Origin of the sequence: Citrobacter werkmanii, assembly GCF_008693645.1 — a bacterium.
In the GTDB taxonomy this organism is placed as follows: Bacteria; Pseudomonadota; Gammaproteobacteria; order Enterobacterales; family Enterobacteriaceae; genus Citrobacter; species Citrobacter werkmanii.
This window is the reverse complement of the sequence record NZ_CP044101.1, coordinates 384,132-401,022: the sequence shown is the minus strand read 5'-3', so window position 1 is coordinate 401,022 and position 16,891 is coordinate 384,132. Positions and strand designations below refer to the sequence as shown.

Here is a 16,891-nt window from a genome sequence, read left to right as displayed (position 1 = left end):
GATCCCCCATGTCTGAAATGACCCCACGCGAAATTGTCAGCGAACTGAACAAACACATCATCGGCCAGGATAACGCTAAGCGTTCCGTGGCGATTGCCCTGCGTAACCGCTGGCGCCGTATGCAGCTCAACGAAGAGCTGCGCCATGAAGTGACGCCGAAAAATATTCTGATGATTGGCCCGACCGGCGTCGGTAAAACCGAAATCGCCCGTCGCCTGGCAAAACTGGCCAACGCGCCGTTCATCAAGGTTGAAGCAACCAAATTCACCGAAGTTGGCTATGTTGGTAAGGAAGTTGACTCGATCATCCGCGATCTGACTGACGCAGCCATTAAGATGGTTCGCGTTCAGGCCATCGAGAAAAACCGCTTCCGCGCTGAAGAGATGGCGGAAGAGCGCATTCTCGACGTACTGATCCCACCGGCTAAAAATAACTGGGGACAGTCTGAGCAGCCGCAGGAACCTTCTGCCGCGCGTCAGGCGTTCCGTAAAAAACTGCGCGAAGGCCAGCTCGACGATAAAGAGATCGAAATCGATCTCGCCGCCGCACCGATGGGCGTTGAAATCATGGCGCCTCCGGGCATGGAAGAGATGACCAGCCAGTTGCAGTCCATGTTCCAGAACCTGGGCGGTCAGAAGCAAAAACCGCGTAAGCTGAAAATCAAAGACGCGATGAAGCTGCTGATTGAAGAAGAAGCGGCCAAACTGGTGAACCCGGAAGAGCTGAAACAGGAAGCTATCGACGCCGTTGAGCAGCACGGGATCGTGTTTATCGACGAAATCGACAAAATCTGTAAGCGCGGCGAATCCTCTGGTCCGGACGTGTCCCGTGAAGGCGTACAGCGCGACCTGCTGCCGCTGGTTGAAGGCTGCACGGTCTCCACCAAGCACGGCATGGTGAAAACCGATCACATTCTGTTTATCGCTTCTGGCGCATTCCAGGTCGCGAAACCGTCGGACCTGATCCCGGAACTGCAGGGTCGTCTACCGATTCGCGTTGAACTACAGGCGCTGACCACCAGCGATTTTGAGCGTATCCTGACCGAACCGAATGCCTCCATCACCGTTCAGTACAAAGCGCTGATGGCGACCGAAGGTGTGGACATTAACTTCACCGAATCGGGCATTAAACGCATTGCCGAAGCGGCCTGGCAGGTTAACGAAACCACCGAAAACATCGGTGCGCGTCGTCTGCACACCGTTCTGGAACGTCTGATGGAAGATATTTCCTATGATGCGAGCGATTTGAACGGCCAAAGCATCACAATTGATGCCGATTATGTGAGCAAACATCTGGATGCGCTGGTCGCAGATGAAGATCTGAGCCGTTTTATCCTATAATCGCGTTCAATGCATTTTCATCACTGTTGATGGGGCTGATAAAGCCCCATTTTTATTGGCGCTAAATATGACTGAACAACAACAAATTAGCCGCTCACAAGCCTGGCTGGAAAGTTTACGACCTAAGACCTTACCGCTCGCCTTCGCGGCGATCATCGTCGGTACGGCATTAGCATGGTGGCAAGGATACTTCGATCCGCTGGTTGCTCTGCTGGCATTGATTACGGCGGGACTGCTGCAAATTCTGTCCAATCTCGCTAACGACTATGGCGATGCCGTCAAAGGCAGCGACAAGCCCGATCGCATTGGACCGCTGCGCGGGATGCAAAAAGGGGTTATCACCCAAGAGCAGATGAAGCGCGCGCTGATCGTCACCGTAGTGTTGATCTGTCTGTCTGGTCTGGCCCTGGTTGCCGTGGCCTGTCACACGCTGGCGGATTTTGTCGGTTTCCTGGTGCTCGGGGGCCTGTCAATTATCGCCGCGATCACTTACACCGTGGGTAATCGCCCTTACGGATATATCGGTCTGGGCGATATTTCCGTGCTGGTATTCTTCGGCTGGCTCAGCGTGATGGGAAGCTGGTATTTACAGGCCCATACGCTGATTCCGGCGCTGATTCTGCCTGCCACCGCCTGCGGCCTGCTGGCAACCGCTGTGCTCAACGTCAACAATCTGCGCGATATCAACAGCGACAGAGAGAATGGCAAGAACACGCTGGTCGTGCGTTTAGGCGCCGTCAATGCCCGCCGCTACCATGCCTGCCTGCTGATGGGTACGCTGGTCTGTCTGGCACTGTTTAACCTGTTCTCGCTGCAAAGCCTGTGGGGATGGCTGTTTATTCTCGCCGCTCCGCTGCTTTTCAAACAGGCGCGTTACGTGATGCGTGAGATGAACCCTGAGGCAATGCGCCCGATGCTGGAACGCACCGTAAAAGCGGCACTATTAACTAACCTGCTGTTTGTCGTTGGAATTTTCTTAAGTCAGTGGTCTCTTTAACTGACAAATATCAATTAACAATTTCAATTTTTAGAATCGCATAACGCCTCGCAACCCTTACAAATAGAGGGGCGCGAGGTTTTTCCATGTTTTTTATATTTTCCGGGGATACCAACGAACGGTAAACACCGTGACCTATAAGTACTAAAATCAGCATTTCACAGCTTACTTAACCGATCACGGGGTCTGACGCCCAAGCGTACGATCTCGTACGGTTGCTCCCCAAACCAGGGGGCTTAACGCGAGAAGCGGCGTAGCCTCAGTTTGTGACAATTTCGGATATTTCCCGCATTTTTTAACACGGAAAAATTTACTTTAAGGCGTATTAAGGTGTTTTTACCAATGGATGATGTCTCCAATGATAAGGGAAATGAACGATATAGACCGGGGCGGGTTACGGCTGTTAACGCTTGGTGAGATTAACTTGGCCCGTACCCTCTACGCTTTCACCCTCCGCTATAACGAAGTCTGGATCCACCGCAGCAGCTATCTACCTTTCAACCTCCAAAAGAACGACTACGCCATGACGCCCAACGGCGAATTGTACTTTCAGGAAGGTACTTATGAGCCTGACTTTTCACAGCCGCATGTTAATAACGATCGCGTTGGTGGGCAGCATCTTTTTTTACATGAAATGATGCACGTCTGGCAGCATCAGCGCGGGATGATGGTAAGGATGCGGGGCCTGTTCTCTTGGGCAGTTGATTACTATTACACCTTGGATAAGGCTATACTCTTGGATTACGGCTTAGAGCAGCAGGCTGCAATGGTGGCTGATTATTGGCTGCTTAAAACGTCTGGATTCGGCAACCGCTCTGATTTGTATCGCCTCAAGGATTACGATCCATCTGAGCCTGCCCTTAGCCTCATATCCCGCTATGAGAAAGTATTAGGGAGATTCCCGCATTGAAACACTACTTTCTCATTCCTGCCTTTTTTGCGCTGGCTGGGTGTGGCGCTGGCGATAGCGTTCCCCCATGGCGTAGTTTCCCTATTATAAATAATTCGCTTTGCTTCTCTGTTAATAAATCGGACGTTCTGAGCCGATACGGCGTTTATTCTGAGCAGGGGAATGAATACAAGACATTAGCGGAAAATTCGCATGTAGCTCTCTCCTATCCTGAAACGTGCTTAAAAATACCGATAACGCCGGGATATATCTATGCGGCTTCATACACGTTGAATGGAAAGAATTACCGTTACAACTTTTTTATCGACAGAAACGGGCAAATATTAAGCACAAAATAAGGAGATCTATAAATGTCATTACCAGCTTATATGTATATTTATGATGAAAATGGACAGTTGATCAAAGGCAGTTGCATGGCGCTGGGCCGTGAGGGTGCAATTGAAATCATGAACAGCAGTTACGGTGTGTACCAAAACACATGCCGCAACACTGGTAAGCTGATGGGTTCGCGCGAACACAACGCTTTTACCCTGCACAAAGAGATCGATAAGACCTCGCCATATTTTGCGGTTGCAGTCTGCCAAAGTAAGCGGCTGCAAAAGGCAGTAATCCACTATTACGACATCAACGAGGCGGGTGTCGAATACGAGATTTACCAAATTACGCTTAACAACATCGTAATCATGTCCGTCAATGCTGCTCATGCTTATATGCCGGGTTCCCACACTCCGGGCATGATGGAAAATATCGCCATCACCTACTCAGGCATTGAGTGGTTTTATATCGAAGGGAATATCAAATACGACGATGACTGGAGCCGCCCGGTTGGTTACAACCAGCAGCAGAGGTAAATCGAATTGGCTGGCAGATCTGCTGAAATAAAGACCACTTAGCAGACTGCCTGCAATACTCGTCGCTATTCCCGAACACGCTTACTTGCAATACGAGCGTACCAGATCATCAAATCAACGTAAATCAAACCAATAATGCAACAACTTTATAGGATTAAAATCATAAGGTTACGTTCTTTGCGTACATTTCCGTACGGTTGGGCTTCACCCCCCATCAACACATCAGTTTTATAGCCTGCTATAGCCCATTGTCTTACGGTATCAAGGGCCGTGAGCCAGTTGCCTAAATCATTATTTCTGATTTTAGTTGTTCTCCGTGTATTTCCATTCCAAAGCATTTTTATACTTAAAATGGTTGTGGGCGGATCCGGTAACAATCTCCCGCCATCCTTATCACGGTAGCTATCATATGCATAGCGATAGACAGTACGCAGAACACGTGCCCATAAATCAGCCTGGGCTTTACTGCTTTTTTCTTCACGCCTGAACGGGCCACCAAACCATATGCCCGCTCTCTGGCCTGCTCAATAGTCATATCCGGGAACTTGCCCAACGTCACACGGTAAAATTTTCCGTCGCGCTTTCGGGACACACAAAAACTTTTGCTGCCACTAGACGTAACGCGCAGCCGCAACCCATTAACGACACTGTCAGCATATTCAAGGCGTTTGCCGGCATCAGGAACGGGGAGTTCCATCAGCTCGGCTTTGGTGAAGCTGATCGTTCTTATAGGGCTTGCTTTTATGCTCCAGCAATCTTCCGGAGATACCTCGGGGATACTTTACAGAGGGAAATACGGGTAATTGTAGGTCATTATCGGCTGTTTTAAAAATCAGTAATCAACTGTTTTTCAATGAAAAATACGAATAGCTATTGATCTAGACACTAATTAACAATTGATGATTTTGCCAACAGTACACATAGCGCGATATACTAAAAATTCTCGCAGCAACTAAACGTTAAGCCTATGAAATACGATACATCCGAGCTTTGTGACATCTATCAGGAAGATGTCAACGTCGTGGAACCGCTGTTCTCTAACTTTGGGGGACGGTCGTCGTTTGGCGGACAAATCATCACGGTAAAATGTTTCGAGGACAACGGGTTGCTGTACGATCTGCTCGAACAGAACGGCCGTGGTCGCATTCTGCTGGTCGATGGCGGCGGTTCTGTTCGCCGCGCGCTGGTCGATGCCGAACTGGCGCGGCTGGCCGTACAGAATGAATGGGAAGGTCTGGTCATCTACGGCTCAGTACGCCAGGTAGACGATCTGGAAGAACTGGATATCGGCATTCAGGCAATTGCCGCAATTCCGGTGGGCGCTTCAGGTGAAGGCATTGGGGAAAGCGATGTGCGCGTCAACTTTGGCGGCGTGACCTTCTTCTCCGGCGACCACCTTTACGCCGACAACACCGGGATAATCCTCTCCGAAGACCCGCTCGATATCGAGTGATCAAAAAGGCACCGCAAGGTGCCTTTTTTTATGCGTTTCCGTCGTACCCACCTTTTGCACGCCTTGCAACTGTAGCTATTTGCCGCAACTGATGAAGCTACTTACAGCGGCTCTATCTCCCCCTTCCCACTCTGCGTGTTATTTGTCTTAATAAACAACAAGTTAAAAACATGGCACGCCTTATGCTTTATACCACTGTATCCAATCAAAGCGCATAAGGATTTTTTATGAAGAAAAATGCAGTGGTTATTAACCCGCAAGATAGCGTTGCTACTGCTATCCAGCCCCTCAAGGCCGGAGACGTCGCCAACATGTTTGTTGGCAATGAAAATCTGACCATCACCTTACGGGATGACATCCCTTACGGTCATAAATTTGCCATTAAAGCCGTTGCGCTTCATGGCGAAGTTTACAAATACGGTGAATCCATTGGTCGGGCAACAAAGCCTATCCAGACCGGAGATTATGTTCATGTTCATAATGTTGAAAGTGAACGTGGCCGTGGGGATTGGAAATAAAGGCTGAAGGAACAAGTGAAAATGAAAAAAACAATCAAAGGTTATCGTCGTCCGGATGGCAGCGTGGGTATTCGCAACTACGTCTTAATTTTACCTACCAGCGTTTGCGCCAATAAAGTGGCTCAGGACATCTCCGCTCAGGTTCATGGCTCAACCTGGCTTAATAATGATTTTGGTTGCTGCCAGATTGCTGGTGATGCTGCATTAACCGAAAAAACACTGATCAACGTTGCCAGGAACGGCAACGTTGGCGCCATACTCGTTGTCGGATTGGGTTGTGAAGGCGCTGAACCTACTCACATTGCGCAAGAAATCACGAAATTTGGTAAGCCGGTTTCCTGCATCACAATTCAGAATGAAGGGGGGACCTTGCAGTGTCAGGCACGCGGAATTTCAATCGCACGTCAGTATGCGCAGGATTTGTCCCAGCAAGACTACGAAGAAATAAACGTCAGCGAGTTGATCCTCGGAATGGAATGCGGAGGTTCTGATACCACCTCTGGCCTCGCCTCCAACCCTGCCTGCGGTGTTGCATCTGATTTGTTAGTTAACGATGGTGGCACATCGATTCTTTCAGAAACCACCGAATTCATTGGCGCAGAACACGTTGTTGCTCGTCGGGCCATTAATTCACAAGTCGCAGACGATTTAATCAAGCTGGTTGTGGGGTGTGAAGAAAGAGCGAAAGCCCTGGGCGCAGATATTAGGGGCGGGCAACCGACGCCAGGTAATATCCAGGGCGGTATCACCACCATTGAGGAAAAATCTCTGGGCTGCATGCACAAAGCGGGTCATTCACCGCTACAGGGCGTCCTGCAATACGCAGATTTCCCTGGCGGTCGTGGACTGTGGGTGATGGACTCCCCTGGACAAGATATCGAATCCATCTCCGGGATGGTGGCCGGCGGCGCACAAATTATTATCTTTACTACCGGGCGCGGAACCCCCACGGGAAACCCGATTGCGCCAGTGATCAAAATCACCGCCAACGAAGAAACATTTACCAAAATGCGCGACAACATTGATATTGATGTTTCATCGATTATGCGGGGAGAATCTTCTATTAATGAGATGGGCGAGGTGATTTATCAGGAAATCATTAAGGTTTCTAATGGTAAAACAACCAAAGCTGAAGATCTTGGGCATAAGGAATTCTCTATTTACAAGATCGCACCAACATTTTAAGACGATAGAAATATAACCCTATACGGTGGGAATAAATAACATATTCCCATCATTTATATCCGTTACGAAAACACGGAAGTCTCCTCATGAAAATAAAACAAACAATTGAGAAATTCCCAGGCGGGATGATGGTAATCCCGTTATTGATCGGAGCATTATTAAAGACATTTTGTCCTGGTGCTTTAGAAATAGGGAGCTTTTCGACGGCGGTAGCTCATGGCGCTCTCGCTATCCTGGGCGTATTTTTTGTCTGTATGGGCGCTGAAATCCGCCTACAGGCCGCGCCGGTCGCCCTGAAAAAAGGGTTCGCCATTATGCTGTCCAAGTTGGTTGTCGGGACAGCAATTGGCTTACTGGTCGCAAAGTTTTGCGGCGCCAACGGCTTCTTTGGTTTGTCTGCACTCGCCATTATCGCGGCTATGACCAATGCGAATATGGGCCTCTACGCTGCACTGACCAAACAGTTTGGTAATGAAACCGATGCGGGCGCTATCGCTGTGCTTTCCGTACTTGAAGGCCCCTTTCTGACGATGGTGGCGATGGGTGCCGCTGGGCTGGTGTCGATCCCAATAATGGAGCTGTTCGCCGTTGTTTTACCAATACTTATTGGTATGCTGCTCGGAAATCTGGATGAGGATATGCGTTCGTTCCTGAAAAGCGGCGGCGCGATGCTGATCCCCTTCTTCTCTTTTGGTCTGGGTACCGGAATCGATTTCAGCACCCTGCTGATGGCCGGATTCGCAGGGGTTATTCTGGGTCTCATGACCGCATTCATTGGCGCGCTGATTAATGTTGCCGTCTCCCGTTTTGTCGGAGGTTCAGGCATCGCCGGAGCGGCAGTCTCCACGACGGCCGGTAACGCCGTTGCGACCCCCGCAGCCATCGCCGCGGTTGACCCCAGCGTGTCAGCATTAATCGCCGTAGCGACGCCGCAGATTGCCGCCTCTACGATCGTCACCTCCTTAGTTGTACCGTTTATAACCGCCTGGGTTGCTCGCCGCGAACAAAGGAGAATCGCCCAACGCCAGCAGTTATCAAAAACATAAATTCCACAGAGTTGATCGAAAACAATTCCGCTGTTCACCATTTATGTGACAAAAAGATTGCAGAAACAGTAAGTCGTGAATGGATTACTGTTTCTACAATAATGCCGACAACTGTTTCCACCGTTATCGACTTCACATCATGATCATGCTGGATTCAACATGTTAAAATTACCTAATATTTACATCGTTTCTCCTTTACAAGCGCTCTCTCTCGAAGCTGAACGCCTGTCTATCCGATATAAGCACATCGCAAATATAACGATATTAAATGCCACCCTTGACGATGTTGATTCCGTGATCCCGATATTGCGCACGAACTCCCCTGATCTTGTGATTAGTCGCGGTGGCATGGCATGGATGCTTAAACAAAAAATACCGCAGCCTGTCATTGAAATAAAAACATCCGCTTATGATATTATCGATGCCCTCAGGCCATATCTTGGGCTCAATAAAAATATTGGGGTTATTGGGTTTCGCAGCGTTATCGACGGTTGTATGAAAATAGCCAGGATGCTTAATCTGCAACTCACTGAGTTTATCATTGACGAAATGGCCAACCCTTGCATTGAGAATGTCAGAAATGACTTTGTCAATTACACACAAAATAACCAGATAGATCTTATTATTGGCGATGCCATTTGCCCGCTTTATTTTGGCACACACAGCATGGAACATTTCATCCCTTTCCATTCAGGTGTCGAGTCCATAGAACTGGCATTACATGAGGCAATTCAGCTGTATCAGGCGCTCGCTAATGAGCGCATTGAGCAAAACCAGCTAAACCTGTTACTTGACCACACCAATAAATTCATTCTTCTCATTGATAATTGCGGTAAGGTCATTCACTGTAATCATAAAGCCGTCGAGCTTTTACAACTCAGTAAACATGATTTAATCAGTAAAAAAATACCTTCCTTAACGCTAAACTGGGAAGATCTGCAAAATAATATCCCGATAGAAAATGAGTTAATCAACACACCCTATGGCGAATTTGTGGTTAACCAGTTCCCCATTGTAGAAAACGAAAATCTCAACCGCGTGGTGATCACCCTCCAGACATCATCTAACTTACAGAATGCTGAGCAGAAGATAAGAATCAAAGAAGCGAAAAAGTTAGGATTTCACGCCAGGTATCACTTCGAAGATTTTATTACCTGCAACCGTGAAATGCAGGATCGCTTAAGGTTAGCCAGGATATATGCGGAAACCGAAGCAACAATACTGCTACTCGGTGAAAATGGTACCGGCAAAGAGGTTCTGGCGCAGAGCATTCATAACGCCAGTTCACATCGCAATGGGCCATTTGTTGCAGTTAACTGCGGCGCAATCCCCGCTTCAATTATGGAAAGCGAACTCTTTGGATATGTCGATGGCGCGTTTTCCGGTGCCTCTAAAAAAGGCCGCGCCGGGATGTTTGAACTGGCGCATAACGGCACCATCTTCCTTGATGAAATCAGCGAACTGGATAAGTTCTTACAAGCAAAACTCTTACGCATTCTGCAAGAGCGCCAACTGATGCGCCTGGGCGCAGATCACATGATTCCGGTTAACGTCCGCGTTATTGCGGCCACAAACCGAAACTTACCGGCAATGATTGCAGCCGGTGATTTTAGAGAAGACCTTTTTTATCGCTTGAATGTGCTCAAGGTCACCACATTACCGTTACGTGAACGCCCGGACGATATCCAACTTATTGGGCAAACAACTTTAGATGCGCTGAGAAAGTCCTATCAGTTGCCTCCCATTGCATTGAGCGAAAGTTTATGGAGTGAGCTGAAAAAATATTTATGGCCGGGTAACGTACGTCAGTTGAATAATATTATGGAGCGCCTGGCGTTATCGTTTTCATCCGGCGTGGTGTCTCTTTCTGCCGCCACGTTACTGATTGAGGATTTACAAGCCGATAAAGCGTCTTCCCCCCAACAACCTCGCCATCACTGCCCGGACTGCCAGTTGCTCGAAGGGCCGTATAAACGGATCCGTAGCCGTATTCTCAAAGGGGTGCTACTACGACAGCAAAACAACAAAAGCCGTGCAGCGAAGCAACTGGATATTGACCGTAGCTCGTTCACCCGTTGGCTTGGTGATTGATGGGAAAGCCCGCAAGCAAGGCCGTTATCAAAGATAAGTATTGCCGGATGTCGGCTTACACCTTATCCGGCCTACAAACTAAATCCTCTATAGATTTCGCGTCAGGGCAAGGCGGCAAGTAAGTGAATCCCCAGGAGCATAGGCCACTATGTGACTGGGGTGAACGCACGCAGCCAACGCCGCCATAACGTGAAATATGACGAGGATTAGACTTCTTCCATACGACCCAGCAGAGCATGCAGACGATCCTGCCAGCCGTTCTGCTGTTCTTTCAGATTGTTGTTCTCACGCTCCAGTTCTTCACGCTGCTGCTGTGCAGACTGAACTTCCTGCGACAGTGAGTTGTTCTTTTCTTTCAGCTCTTCGATTTCCATCTGCAACAGCGTGATGGTATCAATCGCCTGCTGTACTTTTGCTTCCAGTTTCTCAAACACTTCTAATGACATCGTCATACCTCTCCTGAATTGCAAGGCGTTGATGGATAAAAATCCTCGTCCCGATAACCGGCGACGCCTTAATAAAAACGAGCGCACTCTACTTAACACCGATTGTATGAAGCCGCGTCATCCCTGTCCAGCGGCATCCCGCGCAGATTGCGGTTTGCAACACTTTTAGTCTTTCTCCTGGTGACATGACTGTCATAACGCTTAAGTGTTAAGAGATTGATCGGTGAAATGATTCAGCTCACACTATTTTTGTATAACAAATACCGCGCAATGGCGCGAAAACGCTCATTTTGTTGATGCAGTACACACATTTTAATTTCGATATTTCTCGTTTTTGAGCGTTAACGATAAATTAACAGTGTGCCTACCGGCTCCGGGGATGTCAGTGACCTTCTCGCACACAATAAACATTAAACTCTCTTCAGGATCCGATTATGAGTCAAACATCAACCTTAAAAGGCCAGTGCATTGCTGAATTCCTCGGTACCGGGTTGTTGATTTTCTTCGGTGTGGGCTGTGTCGCTGCACTCAAAGTGGCCGGGGCTACTTTTGGTCAGTGGGAAATCAGCATCATCTGGGGTCTGGGGGTAGCGATGGCTATCTATCTGACCGCAGGCGTTTCTGGCGCACACCTGAATCCAGCGGTCACCATCGCACTCTGGCTGTTTGCCTGTTTTGATAAACGCAAAGTCGTCCCTTTTATTATTTCGCAAATTGCCGGCGCCTTTTGCGCAGCGGCATTGGTTTACGGGCTTTATTACAATCTTTTCCTCGATTTCGAACAAACCAACCATATCGTGCGCGGCAGTACCGAGAGCCTGGGTCTGGCAGGTACTTTCTCCACCTATCCGAACCCGCATATCAATTTTGTGCAGGCCTTCGCGGTTGAAATGGTCATTACCGCTATTCTAATGGGGCTGATTCTGGCCCTGACCGACGATGGTAACGGTGTACCTCGTGGTCCGCTGGCGCCACTGCTGATCGGCTTACTGATTGCCGTTATTGGTGCTTCCATGGGTCCGCTAACAGGTTTTGCGATGAACCCGGCACGTGACTTCGGACCGAAACTGTTCGCCGGACTGGCCGGATGGGGTGAGATTGCCTTCACGGGTGGTCGTGATATCCCTTACTTCCTGGTGCCGGTGTTTGGCCCGATTACCGGCGCAATTTTGGGCGCATGGGCCTATCGCAAACTGATTGGTCGTCATTTACCGTGCGATGTCTGCGCGATTGAAGAGAAAGACGTTGCGGCCAACACTCAACAAAAAGCTTCGCAGTAATGTGACTACGGGACAAAAAATTATGACTGAAAAAAAATATATCGTTGCGCTCGACCAGGGCACCACCAGCTCCCGCGCGGTCGTAATGGACCACGATGCGAATATCGTTGCCGTTTCACAGCGCGAATTCGAGCAAATCTACCCGAAAGCAGGTTGGGTAGAACACGACCCAATGGAAATTTGGGCAACCCAAAGCTCCACGCTGGTTGAAGTGCTGGCGAAAGCCGATATCAGTTCCGATGAAATTGCCGCGATCGGTATTACCAACCAGCGTGAAACCACCATCGTCTGGGAACGTGAGACCGGTAAACCAATCTATAACGCCATTGTATGGCAGTGTCGTCGTACCGCGGATATCTGCGAGAAGCTCAAGCGCGACGGTATGGAAGAGTACATCCGCAATAACACCGGCCTGGTGATTGACCCGTACTTCTCCGGTACCAAAGTGAAGTGGATCCTCGACCACGTAGAAGGTTCGCGTGAGCGCGCCCGTCGCGGTGAACTGCTGTTTGGTACCGTAGATACCTGGCTTATCTGGAAAATGACGCAGGGGCGTGTACACGTCACCGATTACACCAACGCCTCACGTACCATGCTGTTCAACATTCACTCCCTGGACTGGGACGACAAGATGCTGGATGCGCTGGATATTCCGCGCGCCATGCTGCCGGAAGTGCGTCGTTCTTCTGAAGTGTACGGCCAAACCAACATCGGTGGTAAAGGCGGCATTCGTATTCCTATCTCCGGTATCGCCGGTGACCAGCAGGCGGCGCTGTTCGGCCAGCTGTGCGTGAAAGAAGGGATGGCGAAAAACACTTACGGTACCGGCTGCTTCATGCTGATGAACACTGGCGAGAAAGCCGTTAAGTCCGAAAACGGGCTGCTGACCACCATCGCCTGCGGACCGACCGGGGAAGTGAACTACGCCCTGGAAGGCGCGGTGTTTATGGCGGGTGCCTCTATCCAGTGGCTGCGTGATGAAATGAAACTCATCAGCGATGCATTCGACTCTGAGTATTTCGCGACTAAAGTGAAAGACACCAACGGCGTGTACGTCGTTCCGGCATTCACCGGTCTGGGCGCACCGTACTGGGACCCGTATGCGCGTGGCGCCATCTTCGGTCTGACCCGTGGCGTAAACTCCAACCACATCATTCGCGCAACGCTTGAGTCTATCGCTTACCAGACCCGTGACGTACTGGAAGCGATGCAGGCTGACTCCGGCATTCGCTTGCACGCCCTGCGCGTCGATGGCGGTGCGGTCGCCAACAACTTCCTGATGCAGTTCCAGTCGGACATTCTCGGCACACGCGTTGAGCGCCCGGAAGTCCGCGAAGTCACTGCGCTGGGTGCGGCGTACCTGGCCGGTCTGGCGGTCGGCTTCTGGCAAAACCTGGATGAGCTGCAGGAAAAAGCGGTCATCGAGCGTGAATTCCGTCCTGGCATCGAAACCACCGAACGTAACTTCCGTTACAGCGGCTGGAAAAAAGCAGTCAAACGCGCCATGGCGTGGGAAGATCACGACGAGTAATACGTCATTGCCGGATGGCGACGCTAAGGTGTCTTATCCGGCAATATCTTCGTGCGGGGACAACCCCGCACACACATCAATAATCTCGCCCCCTCCCCTGTGCTACACTTCGCGCCATTCCTTTCAGCTACGAGTTTGCAATGAGACGAGAACTTGCCATTGAATTTTCACGCGTAACCGAAGCGGCCGCGCTGGCTGGCTATAAATGGCTGGGCCGCGGCGATAAAAATACCGCTGACGGCGCGGCGGTGAACGCCATGCGTATTATGCTCAACCAGGTCAACATCGACGGCACCATCGTGATTGGCGAAGGTGAAATCGATGAAGCGCCGATGCTGTTTATCGGTGAGAAAGTCGGTACGGGTCTTGGCGATGCGGTAGACATCGCCGTCGATCCTATCGAAGGCACGCGTATGACGGCAATGGGCCAGGCAAATGCGCTGGCGGTACTGGCCGTGGGCGATAAAGGCTGCTTCCTGAACGCGCCGGACATGTATATGGAAAAGCTGATTGTCGGCCCAGGCGCAAAAGGGTCCATTGACCTGAATCTGTCGCTGGAAGCCAACCTGCGTAACATTGCCGCCGCGCTGAACAAACCCCTGAGTGACCTGACCGTCACTATCCTGGCAAAACCTCGCCATGATGACGTTATTGCAGAGATGACGAAACTGGGCGTGCGCGTATTCGCTATTCCCGACGGCGACGTTGCGGCTTCAATTCTGACCTGCATGCCTGACAGCGAAGTTGACGTGCTGTACGGCATTGGCGGCGCACCGGAAGGTGTGGTCTCCGCCGCCGTTATCCGCGCGCTGGATGGCGATATGCAGGGCCGTCTCCTGGCGCGTCATGACGTCAAAGGCGACAGCGAAGAAAACCGCCGCATTGGCGAACAGGAACTGGCCCGCTGTACCGCGATGGGCATTGAAGCGGGCAAAGCGCTGCGTCTGGACGAAATGGCGCGCAGCGACAACGTCATTTTCTCTGCCACCGGCATCACCAAAGGCGATCTGCTGGAAGGCATTAGCCGCAAAGGCAATATCGCGACCACCGAAACGCTGCTGATCCGCGGCAAATCGCGCACAATCCGCCGCATTCAGTCGATTCACTATCTCGATCGCAAAGATCCCGATGTGCAGGCGCACATCCTGTAATTGATTTGATCAATAGAGCCTTCCAGCCCATCCGGGCTGGAAATCTTTCGTCCAACGAACGAAGATAAGGCAATCAAAGCAGACAGGAGAAAACCATGGCAGATTGGGTAACAGGCAAAGTCACAAAGGTGCAGAACTGGACCGATGCCTTATTTAGTTTGACCGTGCGAGCTCCGGTTCTTCCTTTTACTGCTGGCCAGTTTACCAAGCTTGGCCTGGAAATCGACGGCGAGCGTGTCCAGCGCGCCTATTCCTACGTGAATGCGCCCGACAATCCCGATTTAGAGTTTTATCTGGTGACGGTTCCCGACGGCAAACTCAGCCCTCGTTTGGCCGCGCTGAAGCCTGGCGATGACGTTCAGGTGGTCAGTGAAGCCGCTGGCTTCTTCGTGCTGGATGAGGTCCCCGATTGCGACACGCTATGGATGCTGGCGACCGGCACGGCTATCGGCCCGTATTTGTCGATTCTGCAGTTAGGCAAAGATCTGGATCGCTTTAAAAATCTGGTGCTGGTCCACGCCGCGCGCTATGCCGCCGATTTGAGCTATCTGCCGTTGATGCAGGCGCTGGAAAAGCGCTACGAAGGTAAATTGCGTATCCAGACCGTTGTTAGCCGTGAAACTGCGGCAAATTCGTTGACCGGGCGAGTGCCGGCGCTGATTGAAAGCGGTGAGCTGGAAAAAGCGGTAGGTCTGCCAATGGATAAAGAAACCAGCCACGTAATGCTGTGTGGAAATCCACAAATGGTGCGCGACACGCAGCAACTGTTGAAAGAGACCCGGCAGATGACCAAACACCTGCGCCGTCGACCAGGCCATATGACCGCTGAACACTACTGGTAAGAACGTTTTACTGCCCGGTAAGCGTCCCGGGCATTTTGCCGGATGGCGACGCTAACGCGTCTTATCCGGCCTACGAGTCAGCTCTGTACTTTACGTCCTGCGTATCTTTACCGTATTTATTTTCGTCCTGGGTGCCGACAAACGCGCCCAGATCGATAAGCATGCCGACCAAAATCAGCGTCGGAAGAAAACGGCCTACCGCCCATTGCCAGACGCCAGGTAACATCGCCCAGTTTCCGGCCAGCAGCATCCACGCCAGAATCATCAGCAACGCCCACGCTCCTGAACGCCCTCGGTCATGCAGACGCTTTACCGTCACCGCCGCCGTCGGCCATAACAGACACACCAGACAAAATGCTGCGGTTTGAATATCGAGTAATTGCTTACTTGCCAGGGAGAACAACGCCAGCATACTGACGATCCACAGACCTATCCAAATCCAGAAATCACGGCGTCCAATACGCCCTTTAAATGAGAATAACCACTGCTGTATGGTCATGTAGGTTCCTTTATTATTACCTTCCAGGACAGTTTACCCTTTTGACAAGCCGGACGGTTACCGTTTTAATCGTGAGCAGTGAGAATGAAAGGTACAATTGATGAAGCAAGGATTTACACTGTTTTTATTACTGTTTTCAGCCTTAACCGTAAGCGCTATGGCGCAGGCGGAAGAGCCATCGACGGCAATCACGGCCCCCTATTTGCTGGCGGGCGCGCCGACTTTTGATCTATCGATTAGCCAGTTTCGTGAAAACTTTAATACACAGAATCCAAAGCTTATCCTCAATGAATTCCGTGCCATCGACAGCAGCCGCGACCGGGCGAATCTCACCCGCGCCGCCAGCAAAATCAACGAAAATCTGTATGCGTCATCCGCGCTTGAACGCGGTACATTGAAAATCAAAAGTATGCAGATCACCTGGCTACCGATTCAGGGGCCTGAACAAAAGGCGGCGAAAGCGAAAGCGCTGGAATACATGACCGCCGTCATTCACACCGTCGCGCCGCTGCTGACAAAAGAACAAAGTCAGAAAAAGCTGCAAAAATTGCTCGCCGCCGGTAAAGGTAAGCACTATTACGCCGAAACAGAAGGCGCTATTCGCTATGTCATAGCAGATAACGGTGAAAAGGGGCTGACCTTCGCTGTTGAACCGATTAAGCTGACACTATCAGAAAGTCTTGAGAAGGCGAATTGATGACAAAAAGCAAAGCCTTTCCGCAGACGAATCTCTATACTGTTTCACAGACCA

At 50.5% G+C, this 16,891-nt stretch carries 18 protein-coding genes; 15 read left to right on the top strand and 3 right to left on the bottom strand.

Features of this window, described 5'->3' with window-relative positions; all coding sequences use genetic code 11:
- Nucleotides 1-8 precede the first annotated feature (8 nt).
- The 5 genes from hslU (at nucleotide 9) to FOB24_RS02610 (ending at nucleotide 4,098) form a co-directional block, all read left to right on the top strand.
- A complete protein-coding gene (gene hslU, locus FOB24_RS02630; RefSeq protein ID WP_038636017.1) occupies nucleotides 9-1,340 on the top strand; it encodes an HslU--HslV peptidase ATPase subunit in 1,332 nt (443 codons plus the stop codon).
- 67 nt (nucleotides 1,341-1,407) lie between these two features.
- Nucleotides 1,408-2,337, top strand: coding sequence for a 1,4-dihydroxy-2-naphthoate polyprenyltransferase (gene menA / locus FOB24_RS02625; protein WP_038636012.1), 930 nt, complete (start codon nucleotides 1,408-1,410; stop codon nucleotides 2,335-2,337).
- Nucleotides 2,338-2,695: 358 nt separating this feature from the next.
- Complete coding sequence (locus tag FOB24_RS02620) at nucleotides 2,696-3,247, top strand: type IV secretion protein Rhs (RefSeq protein WP_150344477.1); 552 nt, start codon at nucleotides 2,696-2,698, stop codon at nucleotides 3,245-3,247.
- Nucleotides 3,244-3,585: a putative T6SS immunity periplasmic lipoprotein gene (locus FOB24_RS24615; protein ID WP_220137863.1), complete on the top strand. Its 342-nt coding sequence runs from the start codon at nucleotides 3,244-3,246 to the stop codon at nucleotides 3,583-3,585. The genes FOB24_RS02620 and FOB24_RS24615 overlap by 4 nt, the downstream gene beginning before the upstream one ends.
- Before the next feature lie 12 nt (nucleotides 3,586-3,597).
- Nucleotides 3,598-4,098, top strand: a complete 501-nt coding sequence (locus tag FOB24_RS02610; RefSeq protein WP_150344476.1) for an Hcp family type VI secretion system effector — start codon at nucleotides 3,598-3,600, stop codon at nucleotides 4,096-4,098.
- A 346-nt stretch (nucleotides 4,099-4,444) separates the two neighbouring features.
- Here the strand turns inward: FOB24_RS02610 and FOB24_RS02605 are convergent, their stop codons facing one another.
- Nucleotides 4,445-4,795 carry an Arm DNA-binding domain-containing protein gene (locus FOB24_RS02605; RefSeq protein WP_223851229.1) on the bottom strand — a complete coding sequence of 117 codons (351 nt, stop codon included), beginning with the start codon at nucleotides 4,793-4,795 and terminating at the stop codon, nucleotides 4,445-4,447.
- Between the two features lie 270 nt (nucleotides 4,796-5,065).
- Between FOB24_RS02605 and rraA the strand changes: the two genes are divergently transcribed.
- The 5 genes from rraA (at nucleotide 5,066) to FOB24_RS02580 (ending at nucleotide 10,391) form a co-directional block, all read left to right on the top strand.
- Nucleotides 5,066-5,551, top strand: coding sequence for a ribonuclease E activity regulator RraA (gene rraA, locus FOB24_RS02600; RefSeq protein ID WP_008787034.1), 486 nt, complete (start codon nucleotides 5,066-5,068; stop codon nucleotides 5,549-5,551).
- Nucleotides 5,552-5,778: 227 nt separating this feature from the next.
- A complete protein-coding gene (locus FOB24_RS02595; protein ID WP_038636007.1) occupies nucleotides 5,779-6,069 on the top strand; it encodes a UxaA family hydrolase in 291 nt (96 codons plus the stop codon).
- A gap of 21 nt (nucleotides 6,070-6,090) precedes the next feature.
- Nucleotides 6,091-7,254, top strand: coding sequence for a UxaA family hydrolase (locus FOB24_RS02590; protein ID WP_085049743.1), 1,164 nt, complete (start codon nucleotides 6,091-6,093; stop codon nucleotides 7,252-7,254).
- Nucleotides 7,255-7,340: 86 nt separating this feature from the next.
- Nucleotides 7,341-8,300 carry a 2-keto-3-deoxygluconate permease gene (locus FOB24_RS02585; RefSeq protein ID WP_038636001.1) on the top strand — a complete coding sequence of 320 codons (960 nt, stop codon included), beginning with the start codon at nucleotides 7,341-7,343 and terminating at the stop codon, nucleotides 8,298-8,300.
- A 159-nt stretch (nucleotides 8,301-8,459) separates the two neighbouring features.
- Entirely contained in the window at nucleotides 8,460-10,391 is a 1,932-nt protein-coding gene (locus FOB24_RS02580) for a sigma 54-interacting transcriptional regulator (RefSeq protein ID WP_137347083.1), read from the top strand.
- 206 nt (nucleotides 10,392-10,597) lie between these two features.
- Here FOB24_RS02580 and zapB read toward each other — a convergent pair whose 3' ends face one another.
- Nucleotides 10,598-10,843, bottom strand: coding sequence for a septal ring assembly protein ZapB (gene zapB / locus FOB24_RS02575; protein ID WP_019077914.1), 246 nt, complete (start codon nucleotides 10,841-10,843; stop codon nucleotides 10,598-10,600).
- Nucleotides 10,844-11,271: 428 nt separating this feature from the next.
- Between zapB and FOB24_RS02570 the strand changes: the two genes are divergently transcribed.
- The 4 genes from FOB24_RS02570 (at nucleotide 11,272) to fpr (ending at nucleotide 15,641) form a co-directional block, all read left to right on the top strand.
- The gene (locus tag FOB24_RS02570; RefSeq protein WP_038635996.1) at nucleotides 11,272-12,117 is read left to right on the top strand and encodes an MIP/aquaporin family protein; all 846 of its coding nucleotides are present in this window, start codon (nucleotides 11,272-11,274) and stop codon (nucleotides 12,115-12,117) included.
- A 22-nt stretch (nucleotides 12,118-12,139) separates the two neighbouring features.
- On the top strand, nucleotides 12,140-13,648 hold the full coding sequence (glpK, locus tag FOB24_RS02565; RefSeq protein ID WP_085049741.1) for a glycerol kinase GlpK: 1,509 nt from the start codon (nucleotides 12,140-12,142) through the stop codon (nucleotides 13,646-13,648).
- Nucleotides 13,649-13,788: 140 nt separating this feature from the next.
- Complete coding sequence (glpX, locus tag FOB24_RS02560; RefSeq protein ID WP_038635990.1) at nucleotides 13,789-14,799, top strand: class II fructose-bisphosphatase; 1,011 nt, start codon at nucleotides 13,789-13,791, stop codon at nucleotides 14,797-14,799.
- A gap of 95 nt (nucleotides 14,800-14,894) precedes the next feature.
- The gene (gene fpr, locus FOB24_RS02555) at nucleotides 14,895-15,641 is read left to right on the top strand and encodes a ferredoxin--NADP(+) reductase (RefSeq protein WP_038635988.1); all 747 of its coding nucleotides are present in this window, start codon (nucleotides 14,895-14,897) and stop codon (nucleotides 15,639-15,641) included.
- Nucleotides 15,642-15,711: 70 nt separating this feature from the next.
- On the opposite strand, the gene FOB24_RS02550 is transcribed toward fpr, so the two are convergent.
- Nucleotides 15,712-16,140, bottom strand: a complete 429-nt coding sequence (locus tag FOB24_RS02550) for a DUF805 domain-containing protein (protein ID WP_038635986.1) — start codon at nucleotides 16,138-16,140, stop codon at nucleotides 15,712-15,714.
- Between the two features lie 100 nt (nucleotides 16,141-16,240).
- Here FOB24_RS02550 and FOB24_RS02545 point away from each other — a divergent pair, with 100 nt between their 5' ends.
- On the top strand, nucleotides 16,241-16,837 hold the full coding sequence (locus FOB24_RS02545; RefSeq protein WP_150344474.1) for a YiiQ family protein: 597 nt from the start codon (nucleotides 16,241-16,243) through the stop codon (nucleotides 16,835-16,837).
- Nucleotides 16,838-16,891: the final 54 nt, after the last annotated feature.

Coding starts and splice junctions, on each gene's coding strand:
- rraA (WP_008787034.1), top strand. CDS start 5,066: ATGAAATACGATACATCCGAGCTTTGTGACATCTATCAGGAAGATGTC.
- FOB24_RS02620 (WP_150344477.1), top strand. CDS start 2,696: ATGATAAGGGAAATGAACGATATAGACCGGGGCGGGTTACGGCTGTTA.
- glpX (WP_038635990.1), top strand. CDS start 13,789: ATGAGACGAGAACTTGCCATTGAATTTTCACGCGTAACCGAAGCGGCC.
- FOB24_RS02545 (WP_150344474.1), top strand. CDS start 16,241: ATGAAGCAAGGATTTACACTGTTTTTATTACTGTTTTCAGCCTTAACC.
- FOB24_RS02585 (WP_038636001.1), top strand. CDS start 7,341: ATGAAAATAAAACAAACAATTGAGAAATTCCCAGGCGGGATGATGGTA.
- FOB24_RS02610 (WP_150344476.1), top strand. CDS start 3,598: ATGTCATTACCAGCTTATATGTATATTTATGATGAAAATGGACAGTTG.
- zapB (WP_019077914.1), bottom strand. CDS start 10,843: ATGACGATGTCATTAGAAGTGTTTGAGAAACTGGAAGCAAAAGTACAG.
- menA (WP_038636012.1), top strand. CDS start 1,408: ATGACTGAACAACAACAAATTAGCCGCTCACAAGCCTGGCTGGAAAGT.
- glpK (WP_085049741.1), top strand. CDS start 12,140: ATGACTGAAAAAAAATATATCGTTGCGCTCGACCAGGGCACCACCAGC.
- FOB24_RS02605 (WP_223851229.1), bottom strand. CDS start 4,795: ATGGAACTCCCCGTTCCTGATGCCGGCAAACGCCTTGAATATGCTGAC.
- FOB24_RS02550 (WP_038635986.1), bottom strand. CDS start 16,140: ATGACCATACAGCAGTGGTTATTCTCATTTAAAGGGCGTATTGGACGC.
- FOB24_RS02580 (WP_137347083.1), top strand. CDS start 8,460: ATGTTAAAATTACCTAATATTTACATCGTTTCTCCTTTACAAGCGCTC.
- fpr (WP_038635988.1), top strand. CDS start 14,895: ATGGCAGATTGGGTAACAGGCAAAGTCACAAAGGTGCAGAACTGGACC.
- FOB24_RS02595 (WP_038636007.1), top strand. CDS start 5,779: ATGAAGAAAAATGCAGTGGTTATTAACCCGCAAGATAGCGTTGCTACT.
- FOB24_RS02590 (WP_085049743.1), top strand. CDS start 6,091: ATGAAAAAAACAATCAAAGGTTATCGTCGTCCGGATGGCAGCGTGGGT.
- hslU (WP_038636017.1), top strand. CDS start 9: ATGTCTGAAATGACCCCACGCGAAATTGTCAGCGAACTGAACAAACAC.
- FOB24_RS02570 (WP_038635996.1), top strand. CDS start 11,272: ATGAGTCAAACATCAACCTTAAAAGGCCAGTGCATTGCTGAATTCCTC.